Origin of the sequence: Streptococcus sp. KHUD_015 (assembly GCF_051106265.1) — a bacterium.
Lineage (GTDB): Bacteria > Bacillota > Bacilli > Lactobacillales > Streptococcaceae > Streptococcus.
In genome coordinates this window covers 1,319,719-1,336,541 of the sequence record NZ_CP193665.1, presented here as the reverse complement: position 1 = coordinate 1,336,541, position 16,823 = coordinate 1,319,719, and the positions used below count along the sequence as shown (strand labels likewise).

Annotated in this window: 18 protein-coding genes; 14 read left to right on the top strand and 4 right to left on the bottom strand. The window is 40.8% G+C overall.

Translation table 11 applies throughout. The annotated features are described in order from the left end of the window. The first annotated feature begins 170 nt into the window (after positions 1 to 170). Both deoD and ACORHU_RS06130 read left to right on the top strand, forming a co-directional pair. Positions 171 to 881, top strand: coding sequence for a purine-nucleoside phosphorylase (gene deoD / locus ACORHU_RS06135; protein ID WP_125448263.1), 711 nt, complete (start codon positions 171 to 173; stop codon positions 879 to 881). Between the two features lie 228 nt (positions 882 to 1,109). Further along, a complete protein-coding gene (locus tag ACORHU_RS06130; protein ID WP_153196318.1) occupies positions 1,110 to 1,841 on the top strand; it encodes an NAD-dependent protein deacylase in 732 nt (243 codons plus the stop codon). Positions 1,842 to 2,071: 230 nt separating this feature from the next. Here the strand turns inward: ACORHU_RS06130 and ACORHU_RS06125 are convergent, their stop codons facing one another. The 3 genes from ACORHU_RS06125 to coaA form a co-directional block, all read right to left on the bottom strand. Beyond that, positions 2,072 to 2,584: a DNA topology modulation protein gene (locus tag ACORHU_RS06125; protein ID WP_173267782.1), complete on the bottom strand. Its 513-nt coding sequence runs from the start codon at positions 2,582 to 2,584 to the stop codon at positions 2,072 to 2,074. Positions 2,585 to 2,636: 52 nt separating this feature from the next. Further along, positions 2,637 to 2,873 carry a 30S ribosomal protein S20 gene (rpsT, locus tag ACORHU_RS06120; RefSeq protein WP_153196323.1) on the bottom strand — a complete coding sequence of 79 codons (237 nt, stop codon included), beginning with the start codon at positions 2,871 to 2,873 and terminating at the stop codon, positions 2,637 to 2,639. Positions 2,874 to 2,940: 67 nt separating this feature from the next. Further along, positions 2,941 to 3,861: a type I pantothenate kinase gene (gene coaA / locus ACORHU_RS06115; protein WP_124787327.1), complete on the bottom strand. Its 921-nt coding sequence runs from the start codon at positions 3,859 to 3,861 to the stop codon at positions 2,941 to 2,943. Positions 3,862 to 4,060: 199 nt separating this feature from the next. On the opposite strand from coaA, the gene ACORHU_RS06110 reads away from it, so the two are divergent. The 9 genes from ACORHU_RS06110 to ACORHU_RS06070 all read left to right on the top strand — a co-directional run bounded on the left by ACORHU_RS06110 (position 4,061) and on the right by ACORHU_RS06070 (position 12,411). Continuing rightward, positions 4,061 to 4,465: a hypothetical protein gene (locus ACORHU_RS06110; protein ID WP_125451844.1), complete on the top strand. Its 405-nt coding sequence runs from the start codon at positions 4,061 to 4,063 to the stop codon at positions 4,463 to 4,465. Positions 4,466 to 4,658: 193 nt separating this feature from the next. Continuing rightward, positions 4,659 to 5,249 (top strand): class I SAM-dependent methyltransferase, encoded by a 591-nt coding sequence (locus tag ACORHU_RS06105; protein WP_125451845.1) that lies wholly within the window; start codon positions 4,659 to 4,661, stop codon positions 5,247 to 5,249. Then, entirely contained in the window at positions 5,246 to 6,523 is a 1,278-nt protein-coding gene (locus tag ACORHU_RS06100) for a pyrimidine-nucleoside phosphorylase (RefSeq protein WP_434363925.1), read from the top strand. Before ACORHU_RS06105 ends, ACORHU_RS06100 begins: the two co-directional genes overlap by 4 nt. A gap of 19 nt (positions 6,524 to 6,542) precedes the next feature. After that, positions 6,543 to 7,205, top strand: coding sequence for a deoxyribose-phosphate aldolase (deoC, locus tag ACORHU_RS06095; protein ID WP_434363923.1), 663 nt, complete (start codon positions 6,543 to 6,545; stop codon positions 7,203 to 7,205). After that, positions 7,192 to 7,581: a cytidine deaminase gene (locus ACORHU_RS06090; RefSeq protein ID WP_000246102.1), complete on the top strand. Its 390-nt coding sequence runs from the start codon at positions 7,192 to 7,194 to the stop codon at positions 7,579 to 7,581. The genes deoC and ACORHU_RS06090 overlap by 14 nt, the downstream gene beginning before the upstream one ends. An 89-nt stretch (positions 7,582 to 7,670) precedes the next feature. Further along, on the top strand, positions 7,671 to 8,723 hold the full coding sequence (locus ACORHU_RS06085) for a BMP family lipoprotein (protein ID WP_001036140.1): 1,053 nt from the start codon (positions 7,671 to 7,673) through the stop codon (positions 8,721 to 8,723). A gap of 142 nt (positions 8,724 to 8,865) precedes the next feature. After that, positions 8,866 to 10,401 (top strand): ABC transporter ATP-binding protein, encoded by a 1,536-nt coding sequence (locus tag ACORHU_RS06080; protein WP_173304599.1) that lies wholly within the window; start codon positions 8,866 to 8,868, stop codon positions 10,399 to 10,401. Continuing rightward, on the top strand, positions 10,394 to 11,452 hold the full coding sequence (locus ACORHU_RS06075; protein ID WP_000038670.1) for an ABC transporter permease: 1,059 nt from the start codon (positions 10,394 to 10,396) through the stop codon (positions 11,450 to 11,452). Before ACORHU_RS06080 ends, ACORHU_RS06075 begins: the two co-directional genes overlap by 8 nt. A 2-nt stretch (positions 11,453 to 11,454) precedes the next feature. Then, a complete protein-coding gene (locus tag ACORHU_RS06070) occupies positions 11,455 to 12,411 on the top strand; it encodes an ABC transporter permease (protein ID WP_050261461.1) in 957 nt (318 codons plus the stop codon). A 33-nt stretch (positions 12,412 to 12,444) separates the two neighbouring features. Here ACORHU_RS06070 and plsY read toward each other — a convergent pair whose 3' ends face one another. Further along, entirely contained in the window at positions 12,445 to 13,086 is a 642-nt protein-coding gene (plsY, locus tag ACORHU_RS06065) for a glycerol-3-phosphate 1-O-acyltransferase PlsY (RefSeq protein WP_153196344.1), read from the bottom strand. 135 nt (positions 13,087 to 13,221) lie between these two features. Here plsY and parE point away from each other — a divergent pair, with 135 nt between their 5' ends. From parE to ACORHU_RS06050, 3 genes are read left to right on the top strand one after another with little or no spacing between them, the layout of a single operon-like run. Next, complete coding sequence (gene parE, locus ACORHU_RS06060; protein WP_049519646.1) at positions 13,222 to 15,165, top strand: DNA topoisomerase IV subunit B; 1,944 nt, start codon at positions 13,222 to 13,224, stop codon at positions 15,163 to 15,165. A gap of 27 nt (positions 15,166 to 15,192) precedes the next feature. Then, positions 15,193 to 16,020, top strand: a complete 828-nt coding sequence (locus ACORHU_RS06055) for an aminoglycoside 6-adenylyltransferase (RefSeq protein WP_434363922.1) — start codon at positions 15,193 to 15,195, stop codon at positions 16,018 to 16,020. 29 nt (positions 16,021 to 16,049) lie between these two features. Further along, entirely contained in the window at positions 16,050 to 16,610 is a 561-nt protein-coding gene (locus tag ACORHU_RS06050) for a GTP pyrophosphokinase (protein WP_153225919.1), read from the top strand. Positions 16,611 to 16,823: the final 213 nt, after the last annotated feature.

The following is a 16,823-nucleotide window of genomic DNA, read 5'->3' as shown; positions in this document are numbered from 1 at the left end:
ACACGAGCGGAAAACTTTTCATAACAATAAAAGAAAGGATGGGTTAACTGTATTCATCGAACTGAATACGGGAGGAGAACTGTGTAAAAAAGATAAACTGTCTAGCATCTGAAATGCTTCGTCAGTTTCCTATTTTTACTTTGTTCTCTGTCGCCCTTTATATCTTAACTATGTCTATCCATATTGCTGCTAAGCAGGGTGAAATTGCTGATAAAATTCTTCTTCCTGGGGATCCTCTTCGTGCGAAATTTATCGCTGAGAATTTTCTTGAAGATGCTGTTTGTTTTAACGAAGTGCGTAACATGTTTGGTTACACTGGTACTTACAAGGGTCACCGTGTATCTGTCATGGGCACTGGGATGGGAATGCCATCTATTTCGATTTATGCGCGCGAGTTGATTGTTGACTATGGTGTGAAAAAATTGATCCGTGTGGGAACTGCGGGTTCTTTGAATGAAGATGTCCACGTTCGTGAATTGGTTTTGGCACAAGCTGCTGCAACTAACTCAAACATCATCCGCAACGATTGGCCACAGTACGATTTTCCACAAATCGCTAGCTTTGATTTGCTTGATAAGGCCTACCATATCGCTAAAGAACTCGGTATGACAACCCACGTTGGGAACGTTTTGTCTTCTGATGTCTTTTATTCAAACTACTTTGAAAAGAACATCGAGCTTGGTAAATGGGGAGTCAAGGCTGTGGAAATGGAAGCAGCGGCTCTTTACTATCTTGCTGCTCAACACCATGTTGATGCTTTAGCTATTATGACTATTTCAGATAGTTTGGTTAATCCAGATGAAGATACAACTGCAGAAGAACGTCAAAACACCTTCACTGATATGATGAAGGTAGGTTTGGAAACATTGATTGCAGACTAAAGGTAGGCTATATTTAGAATGATTTCTCTTGTTCTCAAAATGATAACTATCAACAATGAATCAATCCTGAAATAGGTAAGAATAAGGAAATTGAAGGAAGCCTAATTGTATCAAAGGACTAACAGGAGTTAGTTTAAGACCTCATAATAATCAAATAAAGTTGGAAGCCAAGTTGACAAGAAGCCAAGGCTTTCAACTTTTTAACTTGAAAATTCCTAGGAGTACAAAATGGATAAGATTGAACAATTACAAGGTATTATTGATCAAAGTCAGAGAATTGTCTTTTTCGGTGGTGCAGGGGTTTCTACAGAGTCTAATATTCCAGATTTTCGTAGTTCAGATGGTATATATAGTCTGAAACTAGGTCGCCATTTTACTGCCGAGCAACTGGTTTCACGCACTATGTTTGAGCGCTATCCAGAGGATTTTTTTGATTTCTACAAAAAGTATCTGGTCTATCCTGATGCTAAGCCGAATTTAGCACATGATTATCTAGCGTCGTTGGAAAAAACAGGTAAATTAAAGGCTATTGTGACGCAAAATATCGATAGTCTCCATGAAATGGCAGGATCTCAGAAAGTTTTGAAACTGCATGGTAGTGCAGATCGTAATTATTGTTTGGGCTGTCATCGCTTTTATGATTTGACTGCCTTTTTGGCACTTGAAGGTCCAGTTCCCCACTGCTTAGATTGTGGTAAGGTGGTCAAACCTGACGTAACCCTTTATGAGGAAGAGCTAGATATGGATGTATTTAGCCGCGCAGCCCAAGTCATTCAGCAAGCAGATTTGTTGATTATTGGTGGCACTTCCTTAGTTGTTTACCCTGCAGCTAGCCTAATCAATTATTTTTCAGGGTCAAATCTTGTCGTTATCAACAAGTCCAGCACTCCTCAAGACAGCCAAGCTGATTTAGTTATCGAAGGTAAGATTGGAGAAGTTTTTTCTAAATTGAGACAATAAAAAACTGAAAGAAGTAGGACTATACTTCCTTCAGTTTTTTTGTATCACGAACTCAGAAACTATGAACAAGATTCTCTTCATTTCTAGGGAAATTTTATTGTTGATTTATAAATTGCTCGAGTTATTTTTAATTGTTGAATAAAAGGAAAAAAGGAAGACTTTCTGGATGAAAAACTTCCTTTTTTAGTCAATCAGTACATGCTGATTTTAATGAAATGCTACTATATTGTTTACTTTTTTAAAGATTGCAAAAAACAATCAATCTCTGCTTGAGAATGGAGAATATGCATCTTTTCTGGGTAAGTATTGTTTAAGTATTGGTATCTATCCTTAGCATTTTTGGTTCGACCATCCCAGAGAATCCAACGAATAAATTCCCAGTTGAATTGCTCGGGGCATCCCTTAGCCATACTTTCTCTCACTTTTCCTCTGTATTTTAAATAGCGCTTAAAGGCTCTTAGCAAACAATTCCAAGCAGAGAAATTTAAAAAGATGATTTGGTCAGCTTCCTGCATTCGTTCCTCATAGAAACACCAAGAATAATTTCCATCGATGACCCAAGTTTCATGATTGGTGAGAAAGCTTTTCATCTCGGTCAACATCCATTCACGGTCACTGTCTTGCCAACCAGGTTGAAATTGGAGTGTGTCCATATGAAGTTTTGGGATGGAGTAGTAGAGAGATAACTTTTCAGCTAGCGTTGACTTACCAGCACCAGAATATCCGATAATTGCGATTTTCATTTTCTACCCTTTCCTATTTGGAGACAAAAAAACAGCCTCTATGGACTGTTTCTTATTTAGCAAGTTTAGCTGAAAGACGAGCTTTATCGCGGCTTGCTTTGTTTTTGTGAATCAAACCTTTAGTTTCTGCTTTATCGATAGCTGAGCTGGCAGCACGGTAAAGTTCTTCAGATGGGTTTGCTTCAAAAGCTTTGATAGCAGTACGCATAGCTGATTTTTGAGCTGAGTTTTTTTCGTTTTGTTTAACGTTCAATTCAGCGCGTTTGATAGCTGATTTAATGTTTGCCAATGTTCTTACCTCCATTTTTACTAACTATACCATTATATCTGAAAACTTACGTTTTGACAAGGGAAAATTACTTTTTTAAGTAAATTTCATCGATTTCATGGTTCTTTGTTTTATGCAGAATCACTTCTGCACGATTTCTGGTTGGTTCAATATAATTTTGTAGATTTGTGAGATTGATACTGGTCCAGACTTGATGGGCAAAGGATTCCACTTCCCCAATTGGCATTTGAGTAAAACGATAATAGTAGCTATCAGGGTCGTTTTGGGCTAGGCTCAGCATTTTTAAGAAACGGTCCAGATACCAACTCTCGATGTCATCGACTGCAGCATCAACATAGATGGAAAAGTCAAAGAAATCAGTGATATAGAGACGCTCGTTTTGTGGATTTTGAAAGACATTGATTCCTTCAACAATCACAAAATCAGCAGCTTTGACGCTTTGCTTCTCCTCAGGTACGATGTCGTAGACTTCATGAGAATAGACAGGAATATCTACATCTTGTCCATTTTTAATGCGATCCAAGAAGTTGAGAAGAGCTTCCATATCATAGCTTTCAGGAAATCCCTTGCGATTTAAAATCCCTTGCTCAATCAAGGTCTGGTTGGGATAGAGGAAGCCATCAGTTGTTACTAACTCAACCCTAGCATCTGTAAGTGTACGAGACAGTAGGATTTGCAGTAGGCGACTGGTTGTTGATTTTCCAACAGCAACACTCCCAGAAACCCCAATGATAAAAGGTTGGGATTTACTTTCACGTTGAAGAAAAATTCCTTTTGAGAAGGCCAAATCATCCTTGGTACGCTTGTAAATCTGGATGAGATGTGCTAGGGGAAGATAGACATCGGTAACATCCTGCAAGCTAATCTGGTCATTAAAACTCTTAATGGATTCTAATTCCTCTTCTGTCAAAGGAGGTGTTGTCTTCCGATGTAAAGATTGCCAAGTCTGGCGGCTGATTTTTTCAAAATGTAAAAATTCGTTGGTCATTTCTTTTCCCCTAGATATTTTGTCTATCATACCATAAAAAGCTCAAAAAATAAAGCGGTTTCTTGATGATAGTAAGTTAATATCGTATAATAAAGGTAGATAGAGACTGAACAATTGAATGATGAAGTAGGAGATAGTTTCTGCTGATTTATAAGCTAATAAAGGGAAATTTTAGTTCACAACTTATAGGAGGTGTACTATGAAAATCTTAAAATGTTACATATTGGAACTCTGTTTTATTTTAAGTTTTGCTCTACCTTTTATAAAAGGGGCGAATGCCGATAATGGTAGACGTTTTGTGGAAATTTACTACGGTTTTACTTTTTTGATGGAACATGCCATTGTAACAGTTGTTTTTATCTGTTCGCTCTTGCTTGCTTTCTTCCTAAAAAAACGGTGGATGAAATGGCTTGCTGCTGGTAGTTATGTCTTTTTAGTCCTATGGATTGCTACAGAGGGTTATTTCTTCCGCATGTCACTGGAAGATTTGATACGACTTTGGACAAGTTTGGAAATCCTGACACAAACTTATCAGTTGGGATTTTATCTAAACATCTTGTTGGGAATTTTGTTGATAATAAAGTATTTTAAGGTTAAGCAATAGAAATAATATAGGTGATAAACTTTTTGTTTTTATCTGGACTGTGATATTTATAGTTCTAAATGGTTTATTATTTATAAGTGTTGAAAGAGATTGAAGAAAATGTCTTTGTGACTAGCTTTCTTCAGTCTTTTTCGTTTTATTATCAATTTGTAAACGATTTACAATTTAAGTCAAATTATGGTAAAATAGTTTCATGAGTAAAATGTATTATGCAGAAAATCCTGATGCTGCTCACGACATTCATGAGTTGAGAGTGGACTTGTTAGGACAAAAAATGACCTTTTTGACGGATGCGGGTGTTTTTAGCAAGAAAATGGTTGATTTTGGAAGTCAACTCTTGCTCAAGTGTCTAGAGGTCGATGAAGGAGAAACTGTCCTTGATGTAGGCTGTGGTTACGGACCTTTGGGTTTGTCCTTAGCTAAGGCTTATGGCGTTCAGGCGACCATGGTCGATATTAATAATCGTGCCTTGGATTTGGCGCAGCAAAATGCTGAACGAAATAAAGTAGAAGCGACGATTTTCCAGTCCAACATCTATGAACAAGTTGAAGGAACATTTGACCATGTGATTTCCAATCCTCCTATCCGTGCGGGTAAGCAAGTGGTTCATGAAATCATTGAGAGAAGTAAAGATTTCTTGGAAACTGGTGGGGATTTAACAATCGTTATCCAGAAAAAACAAGGGGCTCCAAGTGCCAAATCCAAGATGGAAGATGTGTTTGGCAATTGTGAAGTCGTTAAAAAAGATAAGGGATACTATATCCTTAGAAGTGTGAACGAATGAGAGCAGTTGATTTAATCCAAAAGAAACGAGACGGGCAAGAACTGACTTCGAGTGAAATTGAATGGCTGGTAGAAGGCTATGTGTCAGGAACTGTTCCTGATTATCAGATGTCTGCCTTTGCTATGGCTGTTTATTTCAAAGGAATGACGACTCGAGAAATCTCTGATTTGACCATGAAGATGGTTCAGGCAGGTCAAGAGTTTGATTTATCTGCTATTGATGGGATTAAAGTTGACAAGCATTCTACTGGTGGTGTTGGTGATAAGGTAACCTTGATTTTGGCTCCTCTTGTTGCTAGTTTTGGTGTGCCTGTGGCAAAAATGAGTGGTCGTGGTCTCGGCCATACTGGTGGGACAATCGATAAATTGGAGTCCATTAAGGGCTATCAAGTAGAGCGCAGTCAAGAGGATTTCATTGCACAAGTGCAGGATATTGGTGTATCTGTTATTGGGCAATCAGACCAGTTGGTCAAAGCAGACAAGCTGCTCTACGCCCTCCGTGATGTGACCGCAACTGTCGACACGATTCCTTTGATTGCGAGTTCGGTGATGAGCAAGAAAATCGCGGCAGGAGCGGATGCTATATTGCTAGACGTAACTGTCGGAGAGGGTGCCTTCATGAAGACGGTTGATGAAGCGCGCGAATTGGCTCAAACCATGGTGGATCTTGGTAAGGCTGTTGGTCGGAAGACGGTAGCAGTGATTACCGATATGAGTCAGCCCTTGGGACGAGCGATTGGAAATCGTCTGGAAATCCTTGAAGCACTGGAGATTTTACAAGGTCAAGGCCGTCAGGATATTACCCACTTTATATGTGAACTGGCTCAAATTATGCTTGGTTTAGCAAATGTAAACAAGACAGTTGAAGAAGTCCGCCAACATCTTGAGAATGGTCAAGCACTGGCTAAGTTTGAGGAAATGGTGCAAGCCCAAGGTGGTAACTTGGAGGACCTATACCGTCCTGTCAATGTTGCCCATGTGGTGGAAATCCCTGCCCAGAAAACAGGTGTTATTTCAGCTCTCCCAGCTATGGAATTTGGCCTCTATGCTATGAGACTTGGTGCTGGTCGTGCAGTCAAGACTGATGATTTGGACTATGAAACAGGAATTGTTTTTGAAAAGAAGGTTGGAGACTCCGTTCAAAAGGGAGAAATTGTTGCAAAAGTATACACAAATGGAAAAATTTCTCCTCAGCTAGTTACAGATTTTCAAAAATATGTTAAAATAAATGATAGGGTGCAAAGTTTACGAGAAATTATAGAAATTATCTCATAAACTACAGGAGAATCCGAATATGAAATTAAATAAATATATCGATCATACGCTTTTGAAACAAGATGCAACAGAAAATCAAATTGATTGTTTGTTGTCTGAGGCTAGGGAGTATGATTTTGCCAGTGTTTGCGTTAATCCGATCTGGGTTGAACATGCTAAAAAAGGGCTTGAAGGCACAGATGTCAAGGTCTGCACAGTAGTAGGTTTCCCCTTAGGAGCAACAACTTCAGCTGTGAAAGCTTTTGAAACCAAAGAAGCTATTAAACATGGTGCAGACGAGATTGATATGGTGATCAATGTTGGAGCTCTCAAATCAGGTAATCTTAATTTGGTTGAGTCGGACATTCGCTCAGTCGTGGAAGCAAGTGGTGACAAGTTAGTGAAAGTCATTATTGAAGCTTGCCTTCTGACTGACCAAGAAAAAGTTGTGGCTTGCCGATTAGCTCAAAAAGCGGGAGCTGATTTTGTTAAAACATCTACTGGTTTTTCAACTGGTGGGGCTACGGTAGCAGATGTTAGATTAATGCGCGAAACAGTTGGATATGATATGGGTGTAAAGGCTGCTGGTGGAGCTCGTTCTTATGCAGATGCTCTTGCCTTTGTGGAAGCAGGTGCGACCCGTATCGGTACGTCAGCTGGGGTAGCAATTCTAAAAGGAGAATTGGCAGATGGCGACTACTGAGTTGATTGAACTAGCAATTGAAACCAGCAAGAAAGCCTATGTACCTTATTCCCACTTTCCAGTCAGTGCTGTTCTAGTGGCAAAGGATGGAAAAATTTATACAGGTGTCAATATCGAGAATGCTAGCTATTCTTTGACAAACTGCGGTGAGAGAACAGCCATTTTTAAGGCTATATCCGAAGGCCAAAGAGAGTTTTCAGAATTGATTGTCTATGGACAAACTGAAAAACCAATTTCACCATGTGGTGCTTGTCGCCAAGTGATGGCTGAATTTTTTGAACAAGATCTAAAAGTGACTTTAGTCGCAAAAGATAAATCGACGGTCGAGATGACGGTCGGGGAATTACTTCCATACTCTTTTACAGACTTAAACTAGTCTGAGTCGCTCTCTGAGTGGCACGGTCCTTGTGACCAACCAATCCATACTTGCAACATCGTTGCACATCTTATTTAGGAGGTTCAGTAATGAACAAGAAACAATGGCTAGGCCTTGGTCTAGTTGCAGTGGCAGCAGTTGGACTTGCTGCATGTGGTAACCGCTCTTCTCGTAACGCAGCTTCATCTTCTGATGTGAAGACAAAGGCAGCAATCGTCACTGATACTGGTGGTGTTGATGATAAATCATTCAACCAATCAGCTTGGGAAGGTTTGCAAGACTGGGGTAAAGAACACAATCTTTCAAAAGATAAAGGTTTCACTTACTTCCAATCAACAAGTGAAGCTGACTACGCTAATAACTTGCAACAAGCGGCTGGAAGTTACAACCTAATCTTCGGTGTTGGTTTTGCCCTTAATAATGCAGTTAAAGATGCAGCAAAAGAGCACACTGATATCAACTATGTCTTGATTGATGATGTGATTAAAGATCAAAAAAATGTTGCTAGCGTAACTTTCGCTGATAATGAGTCAGGTTACCTTGCAGGTGTAGCTGCAGCAAAAACAACTAAAACAAAACAAGTTGGTTTTGTAGGTGGTATGGAGTCAGAAGTTATCTCTCGTTTTGAAGCAGGATTCAAGGCTGGTGTTGCGTCAGTAGACCCATCTATCAAAGTACAAGTTGACTACGCTGGTTCATTTGGTGATGCTGCGAAAGGTAAAACAATTGCAGCTGCACAATACGCAGCTGGTGCAGATATTGTTTACCAAGTAGCTGGTGGTACAGGTGCAGGTGTCTTTGCAGAAGCAAAATCACTCAACGAGAGCCGTCCTGAAAATGAAAAAGTTTGGGTTATCGGTGTTGACCGTGACCAAGAAGCAGAAGGTAAATACACTTCTAAAGATGGCAAAGAATCAAACTTTGTTCTTGCATCTACTTTGAAACAAGTTGGTACAACTGTAAAAGATATTTCTAACAAGGCAGAAAAAGGTGAATTCCCTGGCGGTCAAGTGATCGTTTACTCATTGAAGGATAAAGGGGTTGACTTGGCAGTAACAAACCTTTCAGAAGAAGGTAAAAAAGCTGTCGAAGATGCTAAAGCTAAAATCCTTGATGGAAGCGTAAAAGTTCCTGAAAAATAATGGATGGAAGTTATTTCTTAGGAAGCGGCCATCGGCCGCTTTTTAAGAGTTGAGACAAAGTCATTTTGTCTCAGTAAAGCTTGCTACTAGAGAAATTAGCAAGTTTTATTGAAATAAAATAAGACTCTGAAAGGAAGAGCACATGGCACACGAAAATGTCATTGAGATGCGTGATATTACCAAGGTGTTTGGTGACTTTGTTGCCAACGACAAAATCAACCTGCACCTACGAAAAGGTGAAATTCATGCACTTTTAGGAGAAAATGGGGCTGGTAAGTCCACACTAATGAACATGTTAGCAGGGCTTCTTGAACCAACCAGTGGTGAAATTGCGGTCAACGGTCAAGTTGTCAACCTCGACTCACCATCTAAAGCAGCTAGCTTGGGAATTGGAATGGTTCACCAGCACTTTATGTTGGTAGAGGCTTTCACGGTGGCTGAAAACATTATTTTAGGTAGTGAATTAACTAAAAATGGTGTGCTAGATATTGCTGGAGCTAGCAAAGAAATCAAAGCTCTTTCTGAACGTTATGGCTTAGCTGTTGACCCTTCTGCCAAGGTAGCAGATATCTCAGTTGGAGCCCAACAACGTGTAGAAATTTTAAAAACCCTTTATCGGGGGGCTGATATCCTTATCTTTGACGAACCAACGGCCGTTTTGACTCCATCAGAAATTGATGAGTTAATGGCTATTATGAAAAATCTTGTCAAAGAAGGGAAATCAATTATCTTGATTACCCACAAGTTGGACGAGATTCGCGCAGTTTCTGACCGCGTTACAGTTATCCGTCGTGGGAAATCAATTGAAACTGTAGAAATCGCAGGAGCTACCAATGCTGATTTAGCAGAAATGATGGTGGGACGTTCTGTTTCCTTTAAAACAGAGAAGCAATCCTCTCAACCAAAAGAAGTGGTCTTGTCTATTAAAGACTTGGTGGTCAATGAAAACCGCGGTGTTCCAGCTGTTAAAAATCTGTCCTTGGATGTTCGTGCTGGAGAGATTGTCGGTATTGCGGGGATTGATGGAAATGGTCAGTCTGAACTGATTCAAGCCATTACAGGTCTTCGCAAGGTTGAATCTGGTAGCATCGAGCTAAAAGGAGATTCAATTGTAGGCTTGCACCCACGTCAGATTACAGAGTTGAGTGTTGGGCACGTTCCAGAAGACCGTCACCGTGATGGTTTGATTTTGGAAATGATGATTTCTGAAAATATTGCCCTTCAAACCTACTACAAAGAACCACATAGTAAAAATGGAATTTTGAACTATTCAAATATCACTTCTTATGCTAAAAAGCTAATGGAAGAGTTTGATGTTCGTGCTGCAAGTGAATTTGTTCCTGCAGCTGCACTCTCAGGAGGAAATCAACAAAAAGCAATTATTGCTCGTGAAATTGATCGAGATCCTGATCTCCTTATCGTTAGCCAGCCAACTCGTGGGTTGGATGTCGGTGCCATTGAATATATCCACAAACGCTTGATTGAAGAGCGCGATAATGGGAAGGCTGTCCTTGTTGTCAGCTTTGAATTGGATGAGATTTTAAACGTCTCAGACCGTATTGCCGTTATCCACGATGGTAAGATTCAAGGTATTGTATCACCAGAAACAACCAATAAACAAGAACTAGGTGTCTTGATGGCTGGTGGAAACTTGGGAAAGGAGAAGAGTGATGTCTAAAAAATTACAACAAATTTCGGTTCCCTTGATTTCTGTCTTCCTAGGAATTTTACTCGGAGCCATTGTCATGTGGATCTTCGGTTATGATGCTATTTGGGGCTACGAAGAATTGTTCTACACAGCCTTTGGTAGTCTGCGTGGGATTGGAGAAATCTTCCGTGCTATGGGACCTTTGGTCTTGATTGGTCTTGGTTTTGCTGTTGCCAGTCGTGCAGGTTTCTTTAACGTCGGGCTTCCTGGTCAGGCTTTGGCTGGTTGGATTCTTAGTGGTTGGTTTGCCTTATCGCATCCAGATATGCCACGTCCCTTGATGATTCTAGCAACCATCGTGATTGCCTTGATTGCTGGTGGGATTGTCGGAGCGATTCCAGGTATTCTTAGGGCCTATCTAGGGACGTCAGAGGTTATTGTAACCATCATGATGAACTACATTGTCTTGTATGTAGGGAATGCCTTTATCCATGCCTTTCCTAAAGACTTCATGCAAAGTACAGATTCGACCATTCGTGTTGGGGCTAATGCAACCTATCAGACACCTTGGTTGTCTGAGTTGACTGGTAACTCGCGGATGAATATTGGTATTTTCTTTGCCATCATTGCAGTTGCAGTTATTTGGTTCATGCTCAAGAAAACAACTCTTGGTTTTGAAATTCGTGCAGTTGGTCTTAATCCACATGCTTCAGAATATGCTGGTATTTCTGCCAAACGAACGATTATCCTCTCAATGATTATTTCAGGTGCCTTGGCAGGTCTTGGTGGAGCTGTTGAAGGACTTGGAACCTTCCAGAACGTCTATGTTCAGGGGGCGTCATTGGCTGTTGGATTTAACGGGATGGCGGTTAGTCTGCTTGCGGCAAACTCACCAATTGGTATTCTCTTTGCAGCCTTCTTATTTGGTGTTCTCCAAGTTGGAGCCCCAGGTATGAATGCGGCGCAGGTACCGTCTGAGCTTGTCAGCATTGTAACAGCGTCTATTATCTTCTTTGTCAGTGTTCATTACCTTATCGAGCGCTTTGTCAAACCGAAAAAACAAGTTAAAGGAGGTAAGTAAAGATGTCTATTACAACCTTGCTCACCCTCTTGGTGTCTTCTATGCTGATTTACTCAGCGCCCCTCATCTTTACAAGTATCGGTGGCGTTTTCTCTGAACGTGGTGGTGTGGTCAACGTCGGACTTGAAGGAATTATGGTTATGGGTGCCTTTTCTGGAGTTGTCTTTAACCTTGAATTTGCAGAACAATTTGGAGCAGCAACTCCATGGCTATCCTTGCTTGTAGCAGGATTGGTTGGTGGTGTCTTCTCTATCATCCACGCAGCAGCAACAGTTCATTTCCGTGCAGACCATGTTGTCAGCGGTACGGTGTTGAACTTGATGGCGCCAGCCTTGGCTGTTTTCTTAGTGAAAGTCCTTTATAACAAAGGACAAACCGACAACCTAAGTCAAACTTTTGGACGCTTTGACTTCCCAGTCTTGGCAAATATCCCAGTTATCGGTGATATCTTCTTCAAGTCAACTAGTTTACTTGGTTATCTGGCGATTGCCTTCTCATTCCTTGCTTGGTTTATTCTCTTTAAGACTAGATTTGGTCTTCGTCTCCGCTCTGTCGGTGAACATCCTCAAGCAGCGGATACCTTGGGAATCAATGTCTACAAGATGAGATATTTAGGGGTTATTATTTCCGGTTTCCTAGGTGGAATTGGCGGAGCGATTTATGCGCAATCAATCTCAGTTAACTTCTCGGTGACAACTATTGTTGGACCTGGATTTATCGCTCTTGCTGCGATGATCTTTGGGAAATGGAACCCAATCGGAGCCATGCTTTCTAGTCTCTTCTTTGGGCTTTCACAAAGTTTGGCCGTTATTGGTTCTCAATTGCCATTCCTACAAGGAGTGCCTACGGTTTATCTTCAAATCGCACCTTATGTTTTGACCATTCTTGTCTTGGCAGCCTTCTTTGGAAAAGCAGTCGCACCAAAAGCAGATGGTATTAACTATATCAAATCAAAATAAGTATACAAAAAAACGTCAGTTCACAACTGGCGTTTATTTTTTAGGATTTTGATGGGTTAAGTTAAGTCCCCAAGGGACAAGATTTTCAGTCTTGTTTTTGATACGAGCGATATTATCCTTATGACGAATGATAATCAAACTAGCAAGTGCTAGGATAATAGCGATGAAGAGAGGGTCATAGTTGCTCAAGATAAAATTAAAAAGTGGAAAGAGTAGAACTCCAATGACAGCCGCGATAGATGCTGTGACACTAGAGAGTGAAATCATACTACCAAGATAGAGGGTTCCAAAGAAAACAATTGCTAGGTAGAGACAGAAGACAGGTGCAAATCCAAAAATCACTCCAGCACTGGTTGCGACAGCCTTACCACCCTTAAATCCTGCAAAGATAGGAAAGGTATGGCCAATAACAGCCAAAAGTCCAAAGATGAGGGGTGAAACACCTTGTAGATGAAAAACAATTGGAAGAAGTGTTGCTAGGGTTCCTTTGAAAAAGTCAATCACAAAGGTCGCCATTCCCGCTTTTTTTCCTAAAATGCGGAAAGTATTGGTTGTTCCAGTGTTACCAGAACCGTGTTCACGCAGATTGATTTGAAAGAATACTTGTCCAATCCAGAGACCAGACGGAATTGAACCCAGCAGATAGGCTAGGAGTAATAAAACTATTGTAATCATACTCCTATTATATCATGAAATGGAGAAGAAAGGCAGAGAATCTCTTCCGAAATTGTAACAGCGGAGAAAGAAAAATTTTGCAAAATCCTTGGAAAACCTGTAGAATAGTAAAGATGAACGAATAGGAGGTTCCTTGTGTCAAAAAAGGAAATCAATATTAACAATTATAATGATGATGCCATTCAGGTGCTAGAAGGGTTGGATGCGGTTCGAAAACGTCCAGGGATGTATATCGGATCGACTGATGGTGCTGGTCTCCACCACTTAGTCTGGGAAATCGTCGATAATGCTGTCGATGAAGCCTTGTCTGGATTTGGTGACCGTATTGATGTGACCATCAATAAAGATGGGAGTTTGACTGTACAAGACCATGGACGTGGGATGCCGACAGGTATGCACGCTATGGGAATCCCAACAGTTGAGGTTATCTTTACCATTCTCCACGCAGGAGGGAAATTTGGTCAAGGTGGCTACAAGACTTCTGGTGGTCTCCATGGGGTTGGATCTTCCGTTGTAAACGCCCTATCAAGCTGGTTGGAAGTTGAAATTACCCGTGATGGAACGGTTTATAAACAACGATTTGAAAATGGGGGCAAACCTGTTACGACTCTTGAAAAGGTCGGTACAGCACCCAAGTCTAAGACAGGTACTAAGGTTACTTTTATGCCTGATGCGACGATCTTCTCTACAACAGATTTCAAGTACAATACCATCTCAGAGCGCCTCAATGAATCAGCCTTTCTCTTGAAAAATGTGACCTTGTCTTTGACGGACAAGCGAACAGATGAAGCGATTGAATTCCACTATGAGAATGGGGTACAAGACTTTGTTTCTTATCTGAACGAAGACAAGGAAACCTTGACGCCTGTCCTCTACTTTGAAGGTGAGGATAATGGCTTTCAAGTGGAAGTAGCTCTCCAGTACAATGATGGATTTTCAGATAATATTTTGTCCTTTGTCAATAACGTTCGCACCAAGGACGGTGGAACACATGAGACAGGACTCAAGTCCGCTATTACTAAGGTCATGAATGATTATGCTCGTAAGACGGGGCTTCTCAAGGAAAAAGATAAAAACCTTGAAGGTTCAGACTACCGTGAGGGACTTGCTGCCGTTCTTTCTATCTTGGTGCCTGAAGAACACCTCCAGTTTGAAGGACAGACCAAAGACAAATTGGGAAGCCCACTAGCTCGTCCTGTTGTTGATGGAATTGTGGCTGATAAGTTGACTTTTTTCCTTATGGAAAATGGGGAATTGGCTTCTAACCTCATCCGCAAGGCTATTAAGGCCCGTGATGCTCGTGAAGCAGCACGTAAGGCGCGTGATGAGAGCCGAAATGGGAAGAAAAATAAGAAAGATAAGGGCTTGTTGTCGGGTAAATTGACACCTGCTCAGTCTAAGAATCCTGCAAAAAATGAACTCTATCTAGTTGAAGGGGACTCTGCTGGCGGTTCTGCTAAACAAGGCCGTGACCGCAAGTTCCAGGCTATTCTACCTCTTCGTGGTAAGGTTATCAATACAGCCAAGGCCAAAATGGCAGATATCCTCAAAAATGAAGAAATCAATACCATGATTTATACCATTGGTGCGGGTGTGGGAGCAGACTTCTCTATTGAAGATGCCAACTATGACAAGATCATTATCATGACCGATGCGGATACCGACGGTGCCCACATTCAAACACTTCTCTTAACCTTCTTTTACCGTTATATGCGTCCTCTTGTCGAGGCAGGACATGTCTATATCGCCCTTCCGCCTCTTTACAAGATGTCAAAAGGAAAAGGCAAGAAAGAAGAAGTGGCCTATGCTTGGACGGACGGTGAGCTAGAAGAACTCCGTAAACAGTTTGGTAAAGGCGCTACTCTCCAACGCTACAAAGGTCTTGGTGAGATGAATGCGGATCAGCTCTGGGAAACAACTATGAATCCTGAAACCCGTACCCTCATACGTGTCACCATCGAAGACCTAGCCCGCGCCGAACGTCGTGTCAATGTTCTCATGGGAGACAAGGTCGAACCACGCCGTAAGTGGATTGAGGATAATGTCAAGTTTACGCTGGAAGAAGCGACAGTGTTTTAAGTCTATTTTTAACGAATGGGTATCAACATGAGAACTGAAGTAGAAATGCTAAATCTGATTTTACAGACTGCCAAAACTTTACAAGTCAAAGCTGTCGCCATGTCTGGTTCACGAACTGATACAAAAGCGCCAAAAGATGAGTTTCAGGATTACGACGTGGTCTATGTCGTGGACGACTTAGATAATCTGACGAGTGACCTTTCTTGGTTGGACCAGTTTGGCAACCGTCTGATTGAACAGTATAACGTACTGGGCAACCGTCGACTTTATCTTATGCTCTTTGAAGATGGCAATCGGATAGATTTGACTCTCTGCCCCAAAGACCACATTCAAGAGTGGGTGGATAGTGAGGCTGATTATACAGTTTTGAAAGATGAGAAAGGCTTGTTTGACTCCTATACCACAAGTCCTCAGCGTTACTGGACAAGTCCAGCTAGTCCGACAGATTTTGAAAAAGCCTGCAACGAATTTTGGTGGGTGTCAGCCTACGTGGTTAAAGGAATTTGTCGTAATCAGCTCATCTACGCGACAGACCATCTCTACGGTATTTGTCAACAAGAACTCTTGAAGGTCTTGGCTTGGCAGGTAGCAAGCGATAGGGGAAGAGTCGACGTTGGCAAGAACTACAAGTACCTCTTTCAGTATTTGCCCGCTGAGAAAGAAAAGGATTTTTCAAATCTGCTAGATTTCTCAAGTTTAGAGAAAATCATTCAGTCTTTGTTTGCTACGATGCAACTTTTCCACCAAGAAGCTCACTCCCTTGCTCACAAGATGGGCTTTGACTACGATAAGGAAGTGGCTGAGAAGATGATTGAGTATGCTGAGGAAAGAGTGAAGAAGTTTGGGAATAACTAGAAAAATGAAAAAGCGAGAGGAGAAGACTCATGATTGAAAAAGTGGAACGCCTCATTACAGAGATTAATCGTATTCATCTAGAATATTCTAAAGATTATTTTGAAACGGGTAAGGTGGAAAAAATCAATCTCAAGCATACCTTTTCAAAAGTTTCGACTAAAGCGATTTTGGCCTACCGTCTGAATTTACATGAGTCAATTAATGACTATCTGATGAAAGCGGATGTCCAAGATATTGCCTATGTTTATCGTGTCAAAACTTCTGAGTCTATTTTAGATAAAATTACACGTTTTTCTGAGCGTCAAGAGGGCTATCCTGTGAATTCCATTCTTAATGATATTTTTGGTGCTCGTATGATTTTAAGTTCCAAAGAGATTGCTCAAGTCATGGAGAAATTAGATGATTGGCAAGAGAATTACGGACTAAAAAACTGGTATTTACGTGATAAAGATGGCTATGTCGGTATTCATATCTATTTTAAAAATAAAAGTAATTTTTATTACCCATGGGAACTTCAACTTTGGGATAAGAAAGATGTAGATAGCAATATCGCCAGTCATATCAAGTATAAACGAGGATTTGTGGAGTAGATGTTTCAAGTGGAAATGACGATACAGGAATTGGATGAAACTCACTTAGTCTATATTTTTTCTTTTTCCATAATAGTTACTCTCCATTCTTCGAAAGGAGCTGAACGCGCCCTAAATGCTATGTGAAAATTCCTTATTACTCACTGAAGCAACATATTAAATTACAGAAAGGATAGTTTGGTTACTTATAGTAACTGAACACGGGACTAATCC